The sequence below is a fragment of the Nocardiopsis lambiniae genome (assembly GCF_031845465.1).
Taxonomy (GTDB): domain Bacteria; phylum Actinomycetota; class Actinomycetes; order Streptosporangiales; family Streptosporangiaceae; genus Nocardiopsis; species Nocardiopsis lambiniae.
This window is the reverse complement of sequence record NZ_JAVREP010000002.1, coordinates 328280-345437: the sequence shown is the minus strand read 5'-3', so window position 1 is coordinate 345437 and position 17158 is coordinate 328280. Positions and strand designations below refer to the sequence as shown.

Below are 17158 nucleotides of genomic sequence, written 5' to 3'. Positions count from 1 at the left end.
GGGGCCCGAGGGCGTCCCATAGGACGTGCGAGCCTCGAATCGTGGGCGCACAGCGCCGAGAGCGGACGGCCGGACGTCTGCCGCCAGTCAGGGAGAGACCAGCCATGCGCAGTAGTGATCACACAGAGCACGAGGAGACCCCCGCGCCGCGCCGGCGGGTGGCGAGCAACGTCGACGAGGAGCTGGAGGAGCTCGCCCGCAGGTCCCGGGACGGCGACGCCGCCGCCCTGGACGAACTGCTCCGCCGGATCCAGCCCGAGGTCCTGCGCCGCTGCTCCCGCTTCCTGCCCTACCGGCAGGACGCCGAGGAGGCGTGCCAGGACGCCCTGCTGCGGGTGGCCCGCAAGATCGACAGCTTCAAGGGCGACTCCCTGTTCACGACGTGGCTGTACACCGTCGTGTCCAACTCCGCCCGCCAGACCTACCGTTCCATGAAGCGTCGCGCCAACGAGTTCCCCACCGAGGCCGAGCGCATGCCGCACCAGCGCGATCCCCGCACCACCAGCGTCATCGCCGGTTCGCGGATCGACCTGCTGGAGGCACTCGACCAGCTGGAGAAGGACCGCCCCAACCTGGTGGCGCCCTTGGTCCTGCGCGACCTCTGCCAGATGGACTACAACGAGATCGCCTCCCAGCTGAATCTGGCCCTCGGCACCGTCAAATCCCGTATCCACCAGGGCCGCAAGCATGTCCGAAAGTCCCTGGCCGTAACGTAGTCCCTCACGGCGAACTACTCTGGACGGTATCCCCGTCGGCACCTCCTGGCACAGGAGTGTGCTGTCCATGATCCAGCTCTGAGAGGTTTCGCCCATGGGGCTTCGTGACCCCCTGTACTGGCTCTACGAGCGACGTCTGGAACGTCGGCTCCGGGGCCGGCAGATCCCCCGCCACGTCGGCGTCGCGATGGACGGCAACCGTCGGTGGGCGAAGAACAGCGGCCTGGCGGAGGCCGCGGAGGGCCACAGGGCCGGTGCCGACAAGATCTTCGAGCTGCTCCGGTGGTGCGACGAGGTCGGCGTGCAGGTGGTCACGCTGTGGATGCTGTCGACCGACAACATGTCCCGCGACGAGGCCGAACTCGACGCCCTCGTGCAGATCATCGAGGAGACCATCGCCCGGCTGCGCGAGGAGGGGTGGAACACCCGGCCCGTCGGAGCCCTCGACGTGCTGCCCGCGTCCACCGCGCGCGCCCTCAAGGAGGCCGAGGAGGCCACATCCGATAACCCGGGTCTGGTTGTCAACGTCGCCGTCGGGTATGGAGGTAGACGTGAGATCGCCGACGCGGTTCGGTCGCTCCTCCACGAGGAGGCGGCCAAGGGCACCGGTATCCAGGAACTCGCCGAGCGCCTGGACATCTCCGATATCGCCCGGCATCTCTACACGCGCGGCCAGCCCGACCCGGACCTGCTCATCCGCACGTCCGGGGAACAGCGTCTGTCCGGCTTCATGCTGTGGCAGAGCGTGCACTCGGAGTTCTACTTCTGTGAGGTCTTCTGGCCTGCCTTCCGCAGGGTGGACTTCTTGCGCGCATTGCGCTCCTACGGCGCGCGCAGTCGTCGCTACGGCTCCTGATTCCTCCTTCCCGTCACCGCACCACCCCTTAACGCGGTGTTCACCACGCCGCGGGAAAAGGCACTGGAAAACGGGGTCACGGGCGCGTAGCTTCGAAAGCAGCGGGTGGCGTTCGTCCACCCGTTCGGGAGGCCCCGGCTCATTGATCTTCTCCGTCACGACGGAACGTCAACGAGGAGGGCCGGACCCGGCCCTCTGGGGCCTGGTCCCGGTCCTCCATGATCCCGTGACAGTGGGGCGCCCTCGCGGCGCCCAAGGGGAGAACGAGTGGCTAGTTCCTCGACCGATCGCCCTGACACCCAGCCCCCCACCGCCCCCGCGGTGGAACCGGAGGCGGGACGGCGCGTCTACGTGCTCGACACCAGCGTCCTGCTCGCAGACCCGCTGGCCCTGACCCGGTTCGCCGAGCACGAGGTGGTCATCCCCGTGGTGGTGATCACCGAGCTGGAGAGCAAGCGACACCATCCGGAACTCGGGTACTTCGCTCGTAACGCGTTGCGTTTCCTCGACGACCTGCGGGTCGTCAACGGTCGGCTGGACGTCCCGCTTCCGGTGAACGACCTGGGCGGCACGTTGCGAGTGGAGCTCAACCACAGCGATCCGAAGATCCTGCCGGCGGGCTTCCGGCTCGGCGACAACGACACCCGGATCCTGACCGTCGCCCGCAACCTCCAAGAGGAGGGCGGCGATGTCGTGCTGGTGAGCAAGGATCTGCCGATGCGGATCAAGGCCTCCTCGATCGGCCTGGCGGCCGACGAGTACCGGGCCGAACTCGCCATCGAGCACGGGTGGACGGGCATGGCCGAACTGGACGTGGCCGCCCACCAGGTCGGTGAGCTGTTCGAGCACGGTGCCACCGACATCGAGCCGGCCCGCGAACTCCCCTGTCACACCGGTCTGGTCCTGGTCTCCGAGAAGGGCAAGGCGCTGGGCCGGGTCCGGCCGGACAAGTCGGTGCGCCTGGTGCGCGGCGACCGGGACGTGTTCGGACTGCACGGTCGCAGTGCCGAGCAGCGCATCGCCCTGGACCTGCTCACGGACCCCGAGGTGGGCATCGTCTCCCTCGGCGGCCGGGCGGGCACCGGTAAGTCGGCGCTGGCACTGTGCGCCGGCCTGGAGTCCGTCCTGGAACGCCGCCAGCACCGCAAGGTGATGGTGTTCCGCCCGCTGTACGCGGTCGGCGGTCAGGAACTCGGCTACCTGCCCGGTACCGAGAACGACAAGATGACCCCGTGGGGTCAGGCGGTGCACGACACCCTGTCCGCGGTCACCAGCGAGGACGTCATCGAGGAGATCGTCGACCGGGGGATGCTGGAGGTCCTGCCGCTCACCCACATCCGCGGCCGGTCACTGCACGACGCCTTCGTCATCGTGGACGAGGCCCAGTCCCTGGAGCGGAACGTCCTGCTCACCGTGCTGTCCCGGTTGGGAGAGAACTCGCGGGTGGTCCTCACCCACGACATCGCCCAGCGCGACAACCTGCGGGTCGGCCGCCACGACGGTGTCGTCGCGGTGATCGAGAAGCTCAAGGGACACCCGCTGTTCGCGCACATCACCCTGACCCGGTCGGAGCGTTCCCCGATCGCCGCCCTGGTCACGGAGATGCTGGAGAACTGACGACGGCGGGTCCCCGTCCCGGCCGTACGGCCGGGACGGGGACCCGACCTCGTGCGTCCCTCCTCAGCGCATGCCGCCGATGAAGTGCCCCAACCGGCGTACCCGCTCCAGGTTGGCCTCGTACCTGGCGCCGATCAGCAGCAGCAGCGCGCCGATCACGGCGAACGGTACCCAGTTGGGCAGCAGCCGGGTCAGGTCCCACAGCGGCGGACCGAACGCCCGCAGCGAGGCCGCCACCAGCGTCACGCCACCGATGACCAGGGCCGCCTGGCTCCGGTCGCGCAACCCCCAGAGGGCCGTGAACAGGGCGGCGACCAACAGCGCGGGCACCCGCCACGGCGTCTCCTCACCCGCGAGCACCATGCCCAGGCCGGGGAGGAGCAGCAGGCACAGACCACCGGAGAGCGACACCCAGCTCGACGGCGCCCGTTCCGCCTTGCGCCCCCACTCCCAACCGATGACCAGCGCCGCGAGGGCGGGGAGCACGGTGTAGGCCTCCGGGACCGTGACGTTCCACGCGGCCAGGGCCGTCCACAGGGCGCTCAGCATCGACAGGACGCCCACCGCCGCGGCCCAACGACGTCCCGGCCGGATCGCGGTGGCCAGGGCGATCACCCCGACGATCGCCAGCGCCAGGGCCACGATCCCCCCGTGCGCGCCGTACAGGACGGCGACGGTCACGGACACGACCGCCCACAGCGCCGCCGGGATCTCCGCGGCCTCCACCAGCGGGGCGCGCATGCGCGGCGCGACCGCCGCCACCCCCGCCACCACGGCGATCGGCACCAGCGCCGCGTACTCCACCGGTGCGCCCGACACCAGGGTGAGCGTGAACGCGAACCCGCCGGTGGCGGCCGTGGCCACCGCCGTCGCCGCGGTCGCCGGGACCGGGGTGCGGGCCAGGGCCGCCACGACCGAGCCCACCATCGCGACGACCAACAGAACGCCGACGGTCGCGTGCCGTTCGGCCAGGACCCAACCCAGTACCTGGGCCAGGGTGAGCAGACCGGTCAGTCCCGGCAGCCAGGCGAGGGACCGGTCGCGGATCCATGCCGACCACAGCACCAGGGCGGTGCCGACCAGGAGCGACACCACCGCGGCCATCAGGAACGAGGCGCCGGTGAGGATCGCCAGGGGCACCAGGGCGGGCGGTGCGACCAGCGCGGCCGTGTGCCCGGTCCACCGGCGGGCGGTCATCGCCGTCGCCGCCACGGCCAACAGCCCGGCCGCCAGGACGCCCACGACCGACGCGGGCCCGGAGGGTTCCGACAGCCCCAGGAACACGAACGCGGGATCGACCAGGGCCCGGGCCGGGGCCTCTGCCACCGCGTACCGCCAGGAGATCGGTACCAGGGCGACCGCCCCGGATCCGCCGGCCACCAGTGGCGCCAGGGCGACCCAGAGCAGCCCGAGCACGGTCCACACCCGAGCCCCGGTCCACGTTCGTTCGCCCAGCACCAGCGCCGCGGCTCCGAGCGGCAGCGGGATCGCCGCGAGCATCCACCACACCGGCGGATCGCCGCCCAGCACGGAGGTCGCCACCAGGGAGAGCGACCACGCGAACACGGCGAGCGCGCCGGCGGCCAGGGTGGCGGCGAGGGCCGCCCCGAGCCCCGACGTGCCGGACGCCGCGGTCATCGGGGTCCGCTCGCCGGGCCGCGTTCGCGTCAGGAGCGCGCAGGCGAGGGCGGTGCCGGCCACCAGGAACACGACGATCAGCATGGTGTGGCGTTCGGGCAGCGACCACGCCAGCGCCGCCGCCAGGGTGATCGCGCCGATCACACCCGTGACCCACGCCGAGCGGTCACGGATGAGGGTGGTGGCCAGGAGCAGGAGCGTGCCCACCGCCGTCGCCCAGACCATCGCCACGACGAACGGCGCCCCCAGGATGATCGGCAGCGGCACCAGCGCGGGCGGGGCCACGAGGGCCGCCGCCGACAGCGTCCGACGCCGGTCGATCAGCCCGACCAGGCCCACGCCCACCGCCCCGGCCGCGAGCACACCCGCCGCGAGGCCCAGGGCCGTCCCCGGGCCGGCCGCGACGTACACCCCCATCACCTCGCCCGCCGGGACGAGCATGGCCGCGGCCGGAGCACCCCACGCCGGTGCCGCTCCGGAGAGGCCCAGGGCGCTTCCGTCCGGACCGATCAGCAGCGGGGCCACCGGCATGAGCAGGAGGCCGAACACGGTGAAGGCGCCCCTGGCCTCGTTCCCGCCCCCGGGCATCGAGCGCGGGGCCGAACGGCCCAGGAGCAGCGCCGTCACACCGCTCACCAGGACGGCCGCGGCCAGCCACCACCGCCCCGCCTCGGGTGTCCCCTGAACGGACATCGCGATCCACGACGACCCCCAGGTGACCAGTCCCACCGCCCACAGGGCCAGCCCGGCCCCGTACAGGGCGCGACCCGGGGGGACCGGCGTCCGACCTCCCGGGTCCGGGGGGACGAACGCCCCGAAGCCGGGCAGCCGGTGGCGCAGGAGCAGCAGGGCGGCCGTCCCGATCAGGCCCACGCACACCAGGGACGCCAGGAAGGTCCAGAACATCGCACAGGCCCACAGGAGCGCCGTGATCAGCGTCGCGACCCCGACCGTCGCGGGGACCCACGCGTGGGGACGGAAGAGCACGGCCGCCGTTCCCAGGACCAGGGCGGCGCCCAGGAGCAGCGCCCACCCGACCACGACCGGATGCGGCAGGGACAGCAGGATCGGCGGGGCCAGCAGGGTGGGCGGCGCCATGAGGAACAGCAGCGGCGGCAGCAGGTCGCGGCGCAGCAGCGCGGTGACGCCCGCGGCCTGCGCCGCGGCGACGAGGATCGCCGCGATGAAGGGCAGGCTCGTGGGCCACACCGTGTTCGCCTCGGTCAGGCCCAGCAGGAGGTTCGCCGGCTCCATCGCCCCCTCCTGACGCCAGAGCGCCGAGAAGGGTGGACGGGGCAGCGCCGGCAGGTGCGCGGGTCCGGCGGCCAGGGGGGCCAACGCCAGGGTCGCGACCCCGAGGATCGGGTACACGCGGGCGGAACCGTCGCCGCGCATGGGCGAGGCCACCCGGGACAGTGCCAGCCAACCGACCCCCGACACCAGCAGGGCCGCGGCCACGCCCCACCAGGCCGGCGGGCTCGACGAGGCCGGTACGAAGAACACCGCCAGAGCGGCCACCCCGGAGGAGAACACCGTCAGCGTCACGGACAGCACGTAGAGGGTCCGACGTGGCACCTCCCCGCCCACGGTCCCGGTCAGGCGCACCAGCAGCAGGTCGGCCAGGGCGACCAGGGCGAGCGTCGCCGTGATCCAGGGATAGGGGTCCTCCAACGGCAGCGCGAACAGCACCAGCAACGGCACCGGCTGCGCGGACAGGACGGCGACGATCCGGGGCGCGCGCAACGGCACCGTCAGCGGGTAGAGCGCCATCAGGGCCGCGATGATCGCCAACGCCCCCGCCGCGTACCCGGCCCCGTTGGGGATCCGCTCGGGTATGAGCAGCCACAGCGCCAACGCGTCGATGTACATCAGCGCCGCCGCCAGCACGCCGAAGGTCTCGGCGGTGGCACGCAGGCCGCGCCGGTGCAGGGGCAGGGCCACGACGGCGAAGCCGAGCGTGGTCAGCCCGAGCACCAGGGCCCGGGCGCCGGTGCCCATGTCGCTCCAGGTCCAGATCGCGAAGACCAGCGCCGAGATCCCGATGAGCAGGCCGCCCAGACCCAGGATGACGTTCTGCGCCGAACGGCGGCGCATCTCGCCGTCGACCCGCGGACGCGGGGCCGGCGCGGGGCCCATCGGAGCGGCCGACACGGGAACGGGCGACGCGGCCGGGGGGACGGCGACCGCGGCGGAGGAGGGGACGCGCGGCTCCGCCTCTCGGATCGAGGCCTCGCGCAGCGCGCGCACCAGCCCGGCGCGTTCGCCGCGGAGCCGCCCCAGGAGGGAGTCGACGCGGATGATCTCGGTGTCCACCTCCCACAGTCGCTGGGCGATGGAACCGACGAGCACCAGCCCGCAACGCCCACAGGAGCGCGCCCCCGGAACCAGCGGGGCCCGGCAGTCCGGGCAGAGCGCGTGTGGACCGGGGGAGGGCGGTGGGGGTGCTGGAACGTTCATGTTCGCCATCCTGTCCTCGGGCCCGCCCGCGCACATCCGTACACGTACTCAGGCGCGGACGCGTCGCGTCCGATCCAGGGGTGGGAGGCCGACCACTCCTCGGGGTCGCTTGGGTCACCCTTTGACATTCCGTGTCCCCGCGCAGGTCGAGGCCCGGTGATACGGACACGTTAGGTGATGTGAGTCAAGACACAGTATCTATGGCGTTACGTGGTCGTAATGATGATGCAGGCTGAATCCGCTGCACAGAGCACCCCCACACGTGCGGACCCGCCGTGCGGACGGACGCGACCCGATCGAAGGTCCACCGTCCCCTCCGGCCTCACGGCCGGCGGCGGCCGACCCACAACACGCGCGAGGACCCCCGTCAACGGAAGGTCCCGTGCCACGCGTGTGTCCGTCTACGCGAAAGGGCGATCTTGCCACTCCCACGGATTCCACCGCGTCACGCGAGCCTCGTCGGCGCGGCCGTCGTCCTGGTCGCCGGCGGCGCCTTCGGCGTCGCGGCCTTCGCCGACACCGAGGCCCCCGACCCACGCGACGCGGCCTCGGCCGCGCAGCCCGCGCCATCCGCGACCGCGCAGCCCGGGGAGGAGAGCGACGACTTCTTCCGGACCCCGCCGGCGACCGGCCCCGAGGAGGACGAAGCCGCACTGGAACAGGCCCGCGAGGCCGCCGAGGAGGCGGGCCGCGACGCCGTGCGCACCGGCGGCGCCGAGGCCTCCGACATCCTCAAGGAACCCGAACCCGAACCCGAGCCCGAGTCGGAGGGCTCCGGGTCCTCCGGTGGATCCGCCCCGGTCCCCGCCGGGTCGGCCAAGGAGATCGCCCTGCAACTGGTCCTCGACCAGGGCTGGGCGGCGAGCGAGTTCTCCGACTGCCTCGAACCCCTGTGGGAGAAGGAGAGCAACTGGAACCACACCGCGCAGAACCCCGGCTCCGGGGCCTACGGCATCCCCCAGTCCCTGCCCGGGGACAAGATGGCCTCCCACGGAGACGACTGGCGCACCAATCCCGCGACGCAGATCTCCTGGGGCATCGACTACATCAAGGGCCGCTACGGCACCCCCTGCGGCGCCTGGTCCCACTCGCAGGCGAACAACTGGTATTAATAGGGCTTTCCCGCCCCATGACCCCCTCCTGGGAAAGGTAACCGTGTTACTCAACCGCATGTCGCTGCGCAGTACGGCGGCGGTCGGTGCGGCCACCCTCGTCGCAGGCGCGACGTTCGCCGTCTCCGCGTTCGCGGACGACGGCGTCGACCCGGAGATCGCGGCGAGCGCCGCCCTCCCGGTCGAGGGGGAGGCCCCCGCCGACGAAACTGTCGAGGACGACTTCTTCGCGTCCTCCGAGAAACCCACCGAGGAAGAACTCCAGGCCCTGCGCACACAGGCCGAGACCGAGCGCGACGCCGCCCTGGGCTCCCGGACGCAGACGTTCGCGACCGAGGGCAGCGATATCGAGGAAGAAGAGCCGGAGCCGCCGACACCGACCGTGCCCGCCGGGTCGGCCAAGGAGATCGCCCTGCAACTGGTCCTCGACCAGGGCTGGCCGGCCAGTGAGTTCTCCGACTGCCTCGAACCCCTGTGGGAGAAGGAGAGCAACTGGAACCACACCGCGCAGAACCCCAGCTCCGGGGCCTACGGCATCCCCCAGTCCCTGCCCGGGAACAAGATGGCCTCCCACGGCAGTGACTGGCAGACCAACCCCGCCACCCAGATCTCCTGGGGCATCGACTACATCAAGGGCCGCTACGGCACCCCCTGCGGCGCCTGGTCCCACTCCCAGTCCGTCGGCTGGTACTGACCCCGACGCGCACGACGGCCCCCGGCGAGAATCCGCCGGGGGCCGTCCCCGTTCCCGGGGACCCGTCACAGGTGCGGGTCGAAGGAGTCCATGACCTCGGCGGGCAGTTCCTCGTAGAACCCGGCGTCGCCGCGTGGCACGTTCACGGTGACCATGTAGAACACCCGCTGGCCCTCGTAGTCCGTGTTGATGGCGTAGGCCCAGAAACGGCGGTCGGTGCTGGTCCAGGTGTCGTTGGTGAAGTCGGCCCGCACCATGGCGACGTCCCAGTCGTCCCCGTACTCGTCCTCGTCGTACTCGTCCAGGCCGAGCTGGACGTAGCCGGTGGTCACGTCGCCCTCGACGTCGGTCCCGCCCTTGGTCTGGGCGAGGTAGTCGGCGCTGCTCCCCTCGAACTCCTCCTCCGTCCAGCCGGCCACCCACACCTGGTGGTCGTTGCCGGGGGCGATGAACGCGACCAGGCTCTCCTCGATCCGGCTGTCGTCGACCTGCCACCCCTCCGGGTAGTCCACGTCGAACCACTGGGACTCGTAGGTCTCCAGGTCGTCGTAGGGGGGCGGGCCGTCCTGGCCGTCGTCATCGTTCCCCTCGTCGGGGACGTCCGCGGGGGTGGGCGGGGTGTCCTGCTCGGAGGGGACGGTGGTGTCGGGCGCCCCGTCCGCCTCGGGCCCGGGGTCCTCGCCGCCCGAACGGGACATCAGCATGCCGCCGACCACGAGTACCGCGATGAGCAGCAGCGCCAAGGCACCGCAGCCGAGACCGGCCAGCGTTCGGCCGGGACCGGAGGAGGAGGGCGCGGGCGCGGAGGGGCGGTTCGGGGTGATCGTGCCGCCGTGCCCGCCGCTGTGCGCGGCGTAGACGGGGGGACGCCCCTGCGGACCGAACGGGGTGGCGGGGGTCGTCGGGCCAGGGGGAGGGAACGGCCGGGCGGGGGTGTGCGCACCGGTGTGCGGGCCTTGCGGGGGGTGCCCGACCGGGCCGGAGACGGGGCCGCTCGTCGGGCCGGGGCCGGCGAACCGTTCGCCGGTGATGGGGCCGGAGGGGCCGGCGGGTCCGAAGCCGACGTTCGCCGTCGCGTGCGGCGGCAGCGGACCGCTGTCGGAGGCCGGGCCGGGGCCGGGGACGAACGCCCGGTGAGGGCCGCTCGCGTCGCCCGCGGCGCCGCCACGCCCGTCGAGCAGGGCCAGCGCCCCCTCCACGTTCAGCCGCCGGTCGGGATCGCGCTCCAGCAGTCCGGAGATCACCGGGGTCAACCGGCCGGCCCGGCGCATCGGCGGCGGCGGCGCCGAGAGGACCGCCGCGATGGCCGCGGTGATGGAGTCGCGGCGGAAGGGGGAGAGCCCTTCCACGGCGGCGAACAGCGTCACGCCGATGCTCCACAGGTCGCCCCGGTGTTCGGCGGGTCCGCCCTCCAGCCGCTCCGGAGGCATGTACTCCGGTGAGCCGATCAGCGCACCGGTGCGGGTGATGCTCGGCCCACCCTCCATGGTGGCGATGCCGAAGTCGGTGAGGATGACCCGGCCGTCGGAGGACATCATGATGTTGCCGGGCTTGATGTCCCGGTGCAGGACCCCGGCCGCGTTGGCCGCCTGGACCGCCTTGAGCAGGGCCTTGGCGATCTCGGCCACGGTGTCGACGTCCAGGGTGCCGCGCTCGTCGAGGAGGTCCTGGAGCGAACCGCCCTCGACCAGCTCCATGACGACCCACGGGTCGTCCTCGAAGTCGAACACGTCGTGGATGGTGATCACGGAGGGGTGCGAGATCCGCGCGGCGGACCGTGCCTCACGGCGCACCCGGGCGTGGGCGTCGGACCGCTCGGAGTCGGTGAAGTGGTCGGGCAGGAGCACCTGTTTGATGGCGACCGCGCGATCCAGGGACGGGTCGAAGGCCTCCCACACCACACCCATGCCGCCCCGGCCGAGTTCTCGGCGCAGGACGTAACGGTTCGCGACGACGCGTTCATTGTCGCTGTTGCTCGACATGTACTGCCCTCTCGGACGCGGGCCCAGGATCGGGTGCTCTGTTCAAGAATGTCCGACGCCTTCCGGTAGGGGAAGGTTCCTGAACAGAGGGCATCGGAACCGAAGCGTCATCGAATACCCCCTCCTCCGCGGGGCGTACCGACACGCGACGGGGCGCCCCGCACGGCGGGGCGCCCCGTCGTCACCTTCGGTGATCGACCTACCGGGAGTTGGTCATCTTCAGGACGTCCAGGGCGGCGTCCAGCTGCTCCTCGGTGAGCTTGCCGTCCTCGACGTAGCCGCGCTCCAGGACCACCTGGCGGATGGTCTTCTTCTCCTTCAGCGACTGCTTGGCGACCTTGGCGGCCTCCTCGTAGCCGATGTAGCGGTTGAGCGGGGTGACGATCGAGGGAGAGGACTCGGCGTAGGTCCGGCACTGCTCCTCGTTGGCGGTGATGCCGGCGACGCAGCGGTCGGCGAACACGCGCGAGACGTTGGTGAGCAGACGGATCGACTCCAGCACGTTGCGGGCGATCAGCGGCAGCTGCACGTTGAGCTCGAAGTTACCGCTGGCACCGCCGAAGGCGACGGCGGCGTCGTTGCCGACGACCTGCGAGGAGACCTGGAGCACGGCCTCGCACAGCACCGGGTTGACCTTGCCCGGCATGATCGAGGAACCCGGCTGGAGGTCGGGCAGGTACAGCTCGCCCAGGCCGGTGGTCGGGCCCGAGCCCATCCAGCGGATGTCGTTGGCGATCTTGGCGAAGCCCACCGCGATGGTCCGCAGCTGGCCGGACAGTTCGACCAGACCGTCACGGGCGCCCTGCGCCTCGAAGTGGTCGCGGGCCTCCGTCAGCGGCAGACCGGTGTGGGCGGCGATCTCGGCGATCACCCGGGCGGAGAAGCCCTCCGGGGTGTTGATGCCGGTGCCCACCGCGGTGCCGCCCAGCGGCAGCTCGGCGACGCGCGGCAGGGACGCCTCCAGGCGCTCGACGCCGTAGCGCACCTGGGCGGCGTAACCGGCGAACTCCTGACCCAGGGTGACGGGGGTGGCGTCCATCAGGTGGGTACGGCCGCTCTTGACCACCGAGGCGAACTCGACGGACTTGCGGGTCAGCTCCTCCTCCAGGTGCCGCAGCGCCGGGACCAGGTCGTTGATCACGGCGGAGGTGGCGGCGATGTGGATGGAGGAGGGGAACACGTCGTTGGACGACTGCGAGGCGTTGACGTGGTCGTTGGGGTGGACGTCGAGGCCGGTGCGCTCCTTGGCGACCGTGGCGATGACCTCGTTGGTGTTCATGTTGCTGGAGGTGCCGGAACCGGTCTGGAAGACGTCGATCGGGAACTCGGTGTTCCACTTGCCGTCGGCGACCTCCAGAGCGGCCTCGCGGATCGCCTTGCCCAGGTCGTCGCCGATGACGCCCAGCTCGGCGTTGACCTTCGCGGCGGCGGCCTTGATCTGACCGAGGGCGGCGATGTGGGCGCCCTCCAGGCCCTGTCCCGAGATCGGGAAGTTCTCGACGGCGCGCTGGGTCTGGGCCCGCCACTTGGCGTCGACCGGGACCTTGACCTCACCCATCGAGTCGTGCTCGATACGGAACTCACTCATTGGCTACCACACTCTCCTGGGAAGACCTGTGAAACCCAGCCTGCCAGACGCACCGGAGCACACCGTCACCTCACCCCGCCAAGGCGATGTTGCGCGCGTCATGTTGACATCGAGGCAGGTCAGGAGTCGATGCCGGGACGCCTCTCCCGGCGTTTCAGCCTGGGGAACCGGGAACGCCTGGGCGCCCGGACGCGAACGGTGCCCAACAGCGAGAACCCGTCGATCTCCAGCACCGGAGGATTCGACAGATCCGACCTCCGCGCCGTGGTGCTGCGCCGCCCCAGCAGGGAACGGCCGTTGACGCGCACCTCGACCCCGTCGGGAACCTCGATCTCCACCCGGCCCACGACGGCGGTGACGACCATCCGGTGATGGCCGTGCAGCAACAGGGCCTCGCGCATGTCCACCCGGACCCGGCCGAACAGGGCCAGGACCAGGTCGCCGGGGTAGGCGACCCACCGGCCCCGGCGGACGGCGGTGCCGAACACCCCGAAGGCGGGTTGGTGGTCCAACCGGATGGGCTGCTCCTCGGCGGGCAGCAGATCCTCGGTGAGCGGCGGCAGATCGCCCAGGACCCTGGCCTCCTGGGCCCGGGAGGACCGTTCCTCGAACTCGTCGAGATCGATGCGGCCGTCGGTCGCGGCCTCGCGCAGCACCTTCAGTACCCGTTCGCGGTCGCTGTGGGAGGCGCGCAGGCGACCGGGGGACACTTCCTCACTCACACCACCACCCTAGATGTACCGACCATGGAGGTCGGTGACGCCCACCCGGACTCCTCCGTCGACCTTGCGATGAACGCCCCGGGACGCCGCTCACGACGGGCGGCACCCACGGGGGACGCCCTGGACGAGCGCCGACCCCCCCGTCCCGGCACGGGTTCGGCCGGTGTTCCCCGACCGGTCGCCCGCCGGGGAGTCCCCGGTTCATCGCGCACGCCTAGTTTCCGGACTGTGGTTTCCGGTACGGACGCGAAGGGCGGAGGCGACATGGGCGTGATCGGAACGTGGAGGAGACCGACGACCTGGGCGATGGCCCTGAGCACGGTGCTGACGGCGTTCGTCGCCCCGGCCCCCTCCCCGGCCGTCGCGGCCCCCACACCCGCCGGACCGGGCCTCGCGGAACTCCCGGTGTCCGTGCACGGCGGGGCCTGGCGCTCCGGACACGTCCAGGGCATCGCCTTGGACCGGGAACGCGGACACGTGTACTTCTCCTTCACCGACACCCTCGTCAAGACCGACCTGGCCGGCGAGGTCATCGGCACCGTCACCGGACTGACCGGGCACCTGGGCGACCTCGACGTCGACGCACGCGACGGCCGGATCTACGGCTCCCTGGAGTACAGGGCGGCCGAGGCGTTCTACATCGCGATCTTCGACCCCGACCGCATCACCCGCGTCGGCATGGACGCCGAGACCGACGGGGTGCTCACCACGGTCCACCTGGCGGAGGTCGTCGCCGACTACACCGCCGACATGGACGGGGACGGGGTCTTCGACGGCAACGTCGCCGCCACCGCCGATCACCGCTACGGGTGCAGCGGCATCGACGGGATCGCCTTCGGCCCCGAGTTCGGCCGCTCCGGCGGACGGACGATGCTGACCGTCGCCTATGGGATCTACGCCAACGCCGACCGCGAGGACAACGACCACCAGGTGCTGCTCCAGTACGACGTGTCCCGGTGGCGCCGACTGGGCCGGCCCCTCGACCAGGACGCGCCGCACACCAGCGGTCCGCGCCGTCCCGCGGGCAAGTACTTCGTCTACACCGGCAACACCACCCACGGGGTGCGGAACCTGGAGTACGACGCCGCCACCGGCGACTGGTTCATGGCGGTCTACACGGGTGTCAAACCGCACTTCCCCAACCACTCCCTGTACGTCGTCGACGGTTCCCGGCGTCCGGTGCTCGGCCCGATCCGGGGCCAGGCCGAAGAGGAGAGGGGCTGGCTGCTGTCGTTGCGCGAGGGCGGTGTACTCCACGACCCCACGGGTGTGGCGGGGTGGCCGGTGAGCGGTGGCCAGTACGGACTGGCCTCCCTCGGCGACGGCCGCTTCTACGTGGTCGAGCGCGGTCGCCGGCAGGAGAACGGCGTCCTCCTGGAGACCGGTGTGGCCCGCCTGCACCGGTGGACCGGAGCGGTCCCGGACCCGTTCGCGCCCGTCGAGGGCTGACCGGGGCCGGGACCGACGCCTCAGAGCCGGGCCAGGGCGCCGCGGGCCGCCGCGGCGAACCCCGACGGAGCCCCGGCCAGCGGCCGGACCGCCAGCCGGACCAGGGCGCGGGCGTTGTCATCCCCCGCGATCCGGTTGACGCTCAACTCACCGCAACGCGAACAGCGGTGGACCAGTCTCCACTCGCCGTCGGTCCGGCCCGCCAGGCTCAACGCGACCATCGGCCCGCGACAATCGGCGGCCCGGTCGCCCGGGATCCGCCGGTCCACGTGCAGGCTGGTCAGACAGTGCGGGCAGTGATTGCGGTGGGAGGTGCCGGGCGCGATCGCGGGCACCTCCAGCCGACAGCCCGCGCAACGGAACGACCCCGCCCCACCGACCTCGCCGTGGGCGTGCGGGACGGTCTTGGGCCGCTGGGGCCGTCGTTCGCGGCGATCCCGGTTACGACGTCCCATGTCACACCTCCCCGAGCAGGTCGAGCGGGAAGGGCGGGTCGGCCAGCGGCCGGACCGCGATGCGCATGAGCACCAAGGGGTTGTCGTCCGCGGCGACGGCGCTCTCGGCCAGTTCGTCGCAGCGGACGCACCGGTGGACGAGGACCCAGACGCCACCGCGCGGCACCGCGATGGAGAGGGGGACCATCCGCCCGTCGCACGCGGAGGCACCGTCACCGTCGTGGTCGACGACGTGGCGGGAGCTCAGGCAACCGGGGCAGTGATCGCGTTCGCGCCCGTCCGGATCGAGGGCGGAGACGGTGAGGCCGCAGCGCACACAGTCGAAGGTGAGGGCGCGCGGGGTGGGGCTCGGTTCGGTGGTGGACACCGGAGGGACTCCTCGCTGGAGGTGGAAAGGATCAGCGGGAGCAGGCCGAGCGCTTCTCGGTACGGGTCAGGGGCTCCGGAGGGAGCGGACGTCCCGGTGCGGGTGAGGCGCGCTCGGCGCGTTCGGGGTCATCGGCCACCTTCTCCTGCACCGGGGCGGGCCCTCGGTGTTCGTCGTTCACAGGTCGCCGTCGATGCTAGATCGCGGTCGGATCAGGGACAACGGATTTTCCGTCCGGCCGCCGGGCCCTCCCGGCGGCCGGACGGGGCGGGTCAGGCGCCCTGGCGGCGGCGGACCAGCCACAGGGTCCCCGCGCCGACCGCCATCAGGGTCAGCGCGGCGGCGAAGAGCCCGGTGAGGGCGCCGCCGGTCCGGGGCAGCTCCGGCCGGTCGGCGGCGTGGGCGTCGTGGGCGGCCGGCGGGTTCGCCTCGTCGGCCGCGGGGGCGGCCTCCGCGGTCTCCTCGGCGGCCTCCGCGGTCTCGGTCGGCTCCTCGGGGACGGTCGTCTCCTCCGCCGCGACGTCCTCGGTGTGGTCACCGTGGTCGATGGCGGCCAGATCGTCCTCGTCCACCTGGAAACCCTCGTCGTCGGAGACCGGCGTGGTGGCGACGCCGTCCCCGAAGGTCACGTCGGAACAGGTGTAGAAGGCCTCGGGGCTGTCGGTGCGCTGCCAGATCGAGTAGATCAGGTGCTCGCCGCTCTTCTCCGGGAGCGTCGTGGCGTAGGAGTAGATCCCGTTCTCGGCCACCGGCCGATCATGCACGGCGAACGGTTCGGGCTCCAGGTCGCCCCAGGCCAACGGCGTGTTCGGGTCCCAGCCGTCCCTGGTGACGTAGTACTCGATGTAGCCCTTGTGGGGCACGGCCGCGGTGTACTCGAACGTGAACTCCGAACCGCCGGCGGGCAGCGCGGTGGTCCGCCAGGAGCCGGGGTGGTCCAGGGCGGAGTACTTGTCGCGGCCGGCGCTGCACAGCTCGCCGTCGGGAATGATCTCCCGGTGGCGGCCGTCGGCGTTGGCCAGATTGACCTCGTGCCAGTCGTAGAGCGGCTGGGTGCCGTTCTCCTGGACGAGTCGCACGCACATGTCCGAGGACACCTGTTCGGGGCCCTCCTGATAACAGGCGGCGACGCGGCTGATCGGATTTCCGAGTGTGCCGTGGGCGTTCGCGGGGGCGGCGGCCAGGCCGGCGAACATGACGGGGGCGGCGGCCAGGGCCGCCGCGGATCGCAGGATGCGTCCGACGTTCATCAGGGGGTGTCTCCTCAAGTCGTGGACTTGCGGGGAGCCGTGCGGATCGCGAATCCGCGCGGCCGTCCGGGCTGGAGGACCACCTATCGGACAGGCCCGGTCGATAGGGGCCGGCCGGGCTTCCAGCCCGTCCGAAAGGTAGGGAAAGTGACTATACAGATATCGTCCGAAAAAAGAAGCCTTTCTTGGATAAAGGTCGCTGACCTGGATGTTTGACGGATCATCCGGGCAACAGTAAGGTTTGTTTTTGGTTCA

Annotated in this window: 14 protein-coding genes; 6 read left to right on the top strand and 8 right to left on the bottom strand. The window is 71.7% G+C overall.

Going from position 1 to position 17158, the window contains the following annotated elements; translation table 11 throughout:
• Positions 1 to 104: 104 nt before the first annotated feature.
• The 3 genes from RM479_RS05870 to RM479_RS05860 all read left to right on the top strand — a co-directional run bounded on the left by RM479_RS05870 (position 105) and on the right by RM479_RS05860 (position 3189).
• Positions 105 to 716, top strand: a complete 612-nt coding sequence (locus RM479_RS05870) for an RNA polymerase sigma factor (RefSeq protein ID WP_311510681.1) — start codon at positions 105 to 107, stop codon at positions 714 to 716.
• A 94-nt stretch (positions 717 to 810) separates the two neighbouring features.
• Complete coding sequence (locus RM479_RS05865) at positions 811 to 1572, top strand: isoprenyl transferase (RefSeq protein WP_311510680.1); 762 nt, start codon at positions 811 to 813, stop codon at positions 1570 to 1572.
• A 267-nt stretch (positions 1573 to 1839) separates the two neighbouring features.
• Positions 1840 to 3189, top strand: a complete 1350-nt coding sequence (locus tag RM479_RS05860; protein WP_397221427.1) for a PhoH family protein — start codon at positions 1840 to 1842, stop codon at positions 3187 to 3189.
• Positions 3190 to 3252: 63 nt separating this feature from the next.
• Here the strand turns inward: RM479_RS05860 and RM479_RS05855 are convergent, their stop codons facing one another.
• Positions 3253 to 7284 carry an SCO7613 C-terminal domain-containing membrane protein gene (locus RM479_RS05855; protein WP_311510679.1) on the bottom strand — a complete coding sequence of 1344 codons (4032 nt, stop codon included), beginning with the start codon at positions 7282 to 7284 and terminating at the stop codon, positions 3253 to 3255.
• 419 nt (positions 7285 to 7703) lie between these two features.
• Here RM479_RS05855 and RM479_RS05850 point away from each other — a divergent pair, with 419 nt between their 5' ends.
• Positions 7704 to 8396 (top strand): aggregation-promoting factor C-terminal-like domain-containing protein, encoded by a 693-nt coding sequence (locus RM479_RS05850; RefSeq protein ID WP_311510678.1) that lies wholly within the window; start codon positions 7704 to 7706, stop codon positions 8394 to 8396.
• A gap of 43 nt (positions 8397 to 8439) precedes the next feature.
• Entirely contained in the window at positions 8440 to 9090 is a 651-nt protein-coding gene (locus tag RM479_RS05845; RefSeq protein ID WP_311510677.1) for an aggregation-promoting factor C-terminal-like domain-containing protein, read from the top strand.
• A gap of 65 nt (positions 9091 to 9155) precedes the next feature.
• On the opposite strand, the gene RM479_RS05840 is transcribed toward RM479_RS05845, so the two are convergent.
• The 3 genes from RM479_RS05840 to RM479_RS05830 all read right to left on the bottom strand — a co-directional run bounded on the left by RM479_RS05840 (position 9156) and on the right by RM479_RS05830 (position 13370).
• Complete coding sequence (locus RM479_RS05840) at positions 9156 to 11072, bottom strand: serine/threonine-protein kinase (RefSeq protein WP_311510676.1); 1917 nt, start codon at positions 11070 to 11072, stop codon at positions 9156 to 9158.
• Positions 11073 to 11271: 199 nt separating this feature from the next.
• Positions 11272 to 12660, bottom strand: coding sequence for a class II fumarate hydratase (locus tag RM479_RS05835; protein WP_311510675.1), 1389 nt, complete (start codon positions 12658 to 12660; stop codon positions 11272 to 11274).
• A 119-nt stretch (positions 12661 to 12779) separates the two neighbouring features.
• On the bottom strand, positions 12780 to 13370 hold the full coding sequence (locus tag RM479_RS05830; protein WP_311510733.1) for a DUF1707 SHOCT-like domain-containing protein: 591 nt from the start codon (positions 13368 to 13370) through the stop codon (positions 12780 to 12782).
• 276 nt (positions 13371 to 13646) lie between these two features.
• Between RM479_RS05830 and RM479_RS05825 the strand changes: the two genes are divergently transcribed.
• Positions 13647 to 14831 (top strand): hypothetical protein, encoded by a 1185-nt coding sequence (locus tag RM479_RS05825; protein ID WP_311510674.1) that lies wholly within the window; start codon positions 13647 to 13649, stop codon positions 14829 to 14831.
• Positions 14832 to 14851: 20 nt separating this feature from the next.
• Here RM479_RS05825 and RM479_RS05820 read toward each other — a convergent pair whose 3' ends face one another.
• The 4 genes from RM479_RS05820 to RM479_RS05805 all read right to left on the bottom strand — a co-directional run bounded on the left by RM479_RS05820 (position 14852) and on the right by RM479_RS05805 (position 16903).
• A complete protein-coding gene (locus RM479_RS05820) occupies positions 14852 to 15286 on the bottom strand; it encodes an RNHCP domain-containing protein (protein ID WP_311510673.1) in 435 nt (144 codons plus the stop codon).
• A gap of 1 nt (position 15287) precedes the next feature.
• On the bottom strand, positions 15288 to 15653 hold the full coding sequence (locus RM479_RS05815; protein ID WP_311510672.1) for an RNHCP domain-containing protein: 366 nt from the start codon (positions 15651 to 15653) through the stop codon (positions 15288 to 15290).
• 31 nt (positions 15654 to 15684) lie between these two features.
• Positions 15685 to 15834, bottom strand: coding sequence for a hypothetical protein (locus RM479_RS05810; RefSeq protein ID WP_311510671.1), 150 nt, complete (start codon positions 15832 to 15834; stop codon positions 15685 to 15687).
• 91 nt (positions 15835 to 15925) lie between these two features.
• Positions 15926 to 16903: a lytic polysaccharide monooxygenase auxiliary activity family 9 protein gene (locus RM479_RS05805; RefSeq protein ID WP_311510670.1), complete on the bottom strand. Its 978-nt coding sequence runs from the start codon at positions 16901 to 16903 to the stop codon at positions 15926 to 15928.
• Positions 16904 to 17158 lie beyond the last annotated feature (255 nt).

Coding starts and splice junctions, on each gene's coding strand:
- RM479_RS05870 (WP_311510681.1), top strand. CDS start 105: ATGCGCAGTAGTGATCACACAGAGCACGAGGAGACCCCCGCGCCGCGC.
- RM479_RS05865 (WP_311510680.1), top strand. CDS start 811: ATGGGGCTTCGTGACCCCCTGTACTGGCTCTACGAGCGACGTCTGGAA.
- RM479_RS05855 (WP_311510679.1), bottom strand. CDS start 7,284: ATGAACGTTCCAGCACCCCCACCGCCCTCCCCCGGTCCACACGCGCTC.
- RM479_RS05840 (WP_311510676.1), bottom strand. CDS start 11,072: ATGTCGAGCAACAGCGACAATGAACGCGTCGTCGCGAACCGTTACGTC.
- RM479_RS05835 (WP_311510675.1), bottom strand. CDS start 12,660: ATGAGTGAGTTCCGTATCGAGCACGACTCGATGGGTGAGGTCAAGGTC.
- RM479_RS05825 (WP_311510674.1), top strand. CDS start 13,647: ATGGGCGTGATCGGAACGTGGAGGAGACCGACGACCTGGGCGATGGCC.
- RM479_RS05820 (WP_311510673.1), bottom strand. CDS start 15,286: ATGGGACGTCGTAACCGGGATCGCCGCGAACGACGGCCCCAGCGGCCC.
- RM479_RS05805 (WP_311510670.1), bottom strand. CDS start 16,903: ATGAACGTCGGACGCATCCTGCGATCCGCGGCGGCCCTGGCCGCCGCC.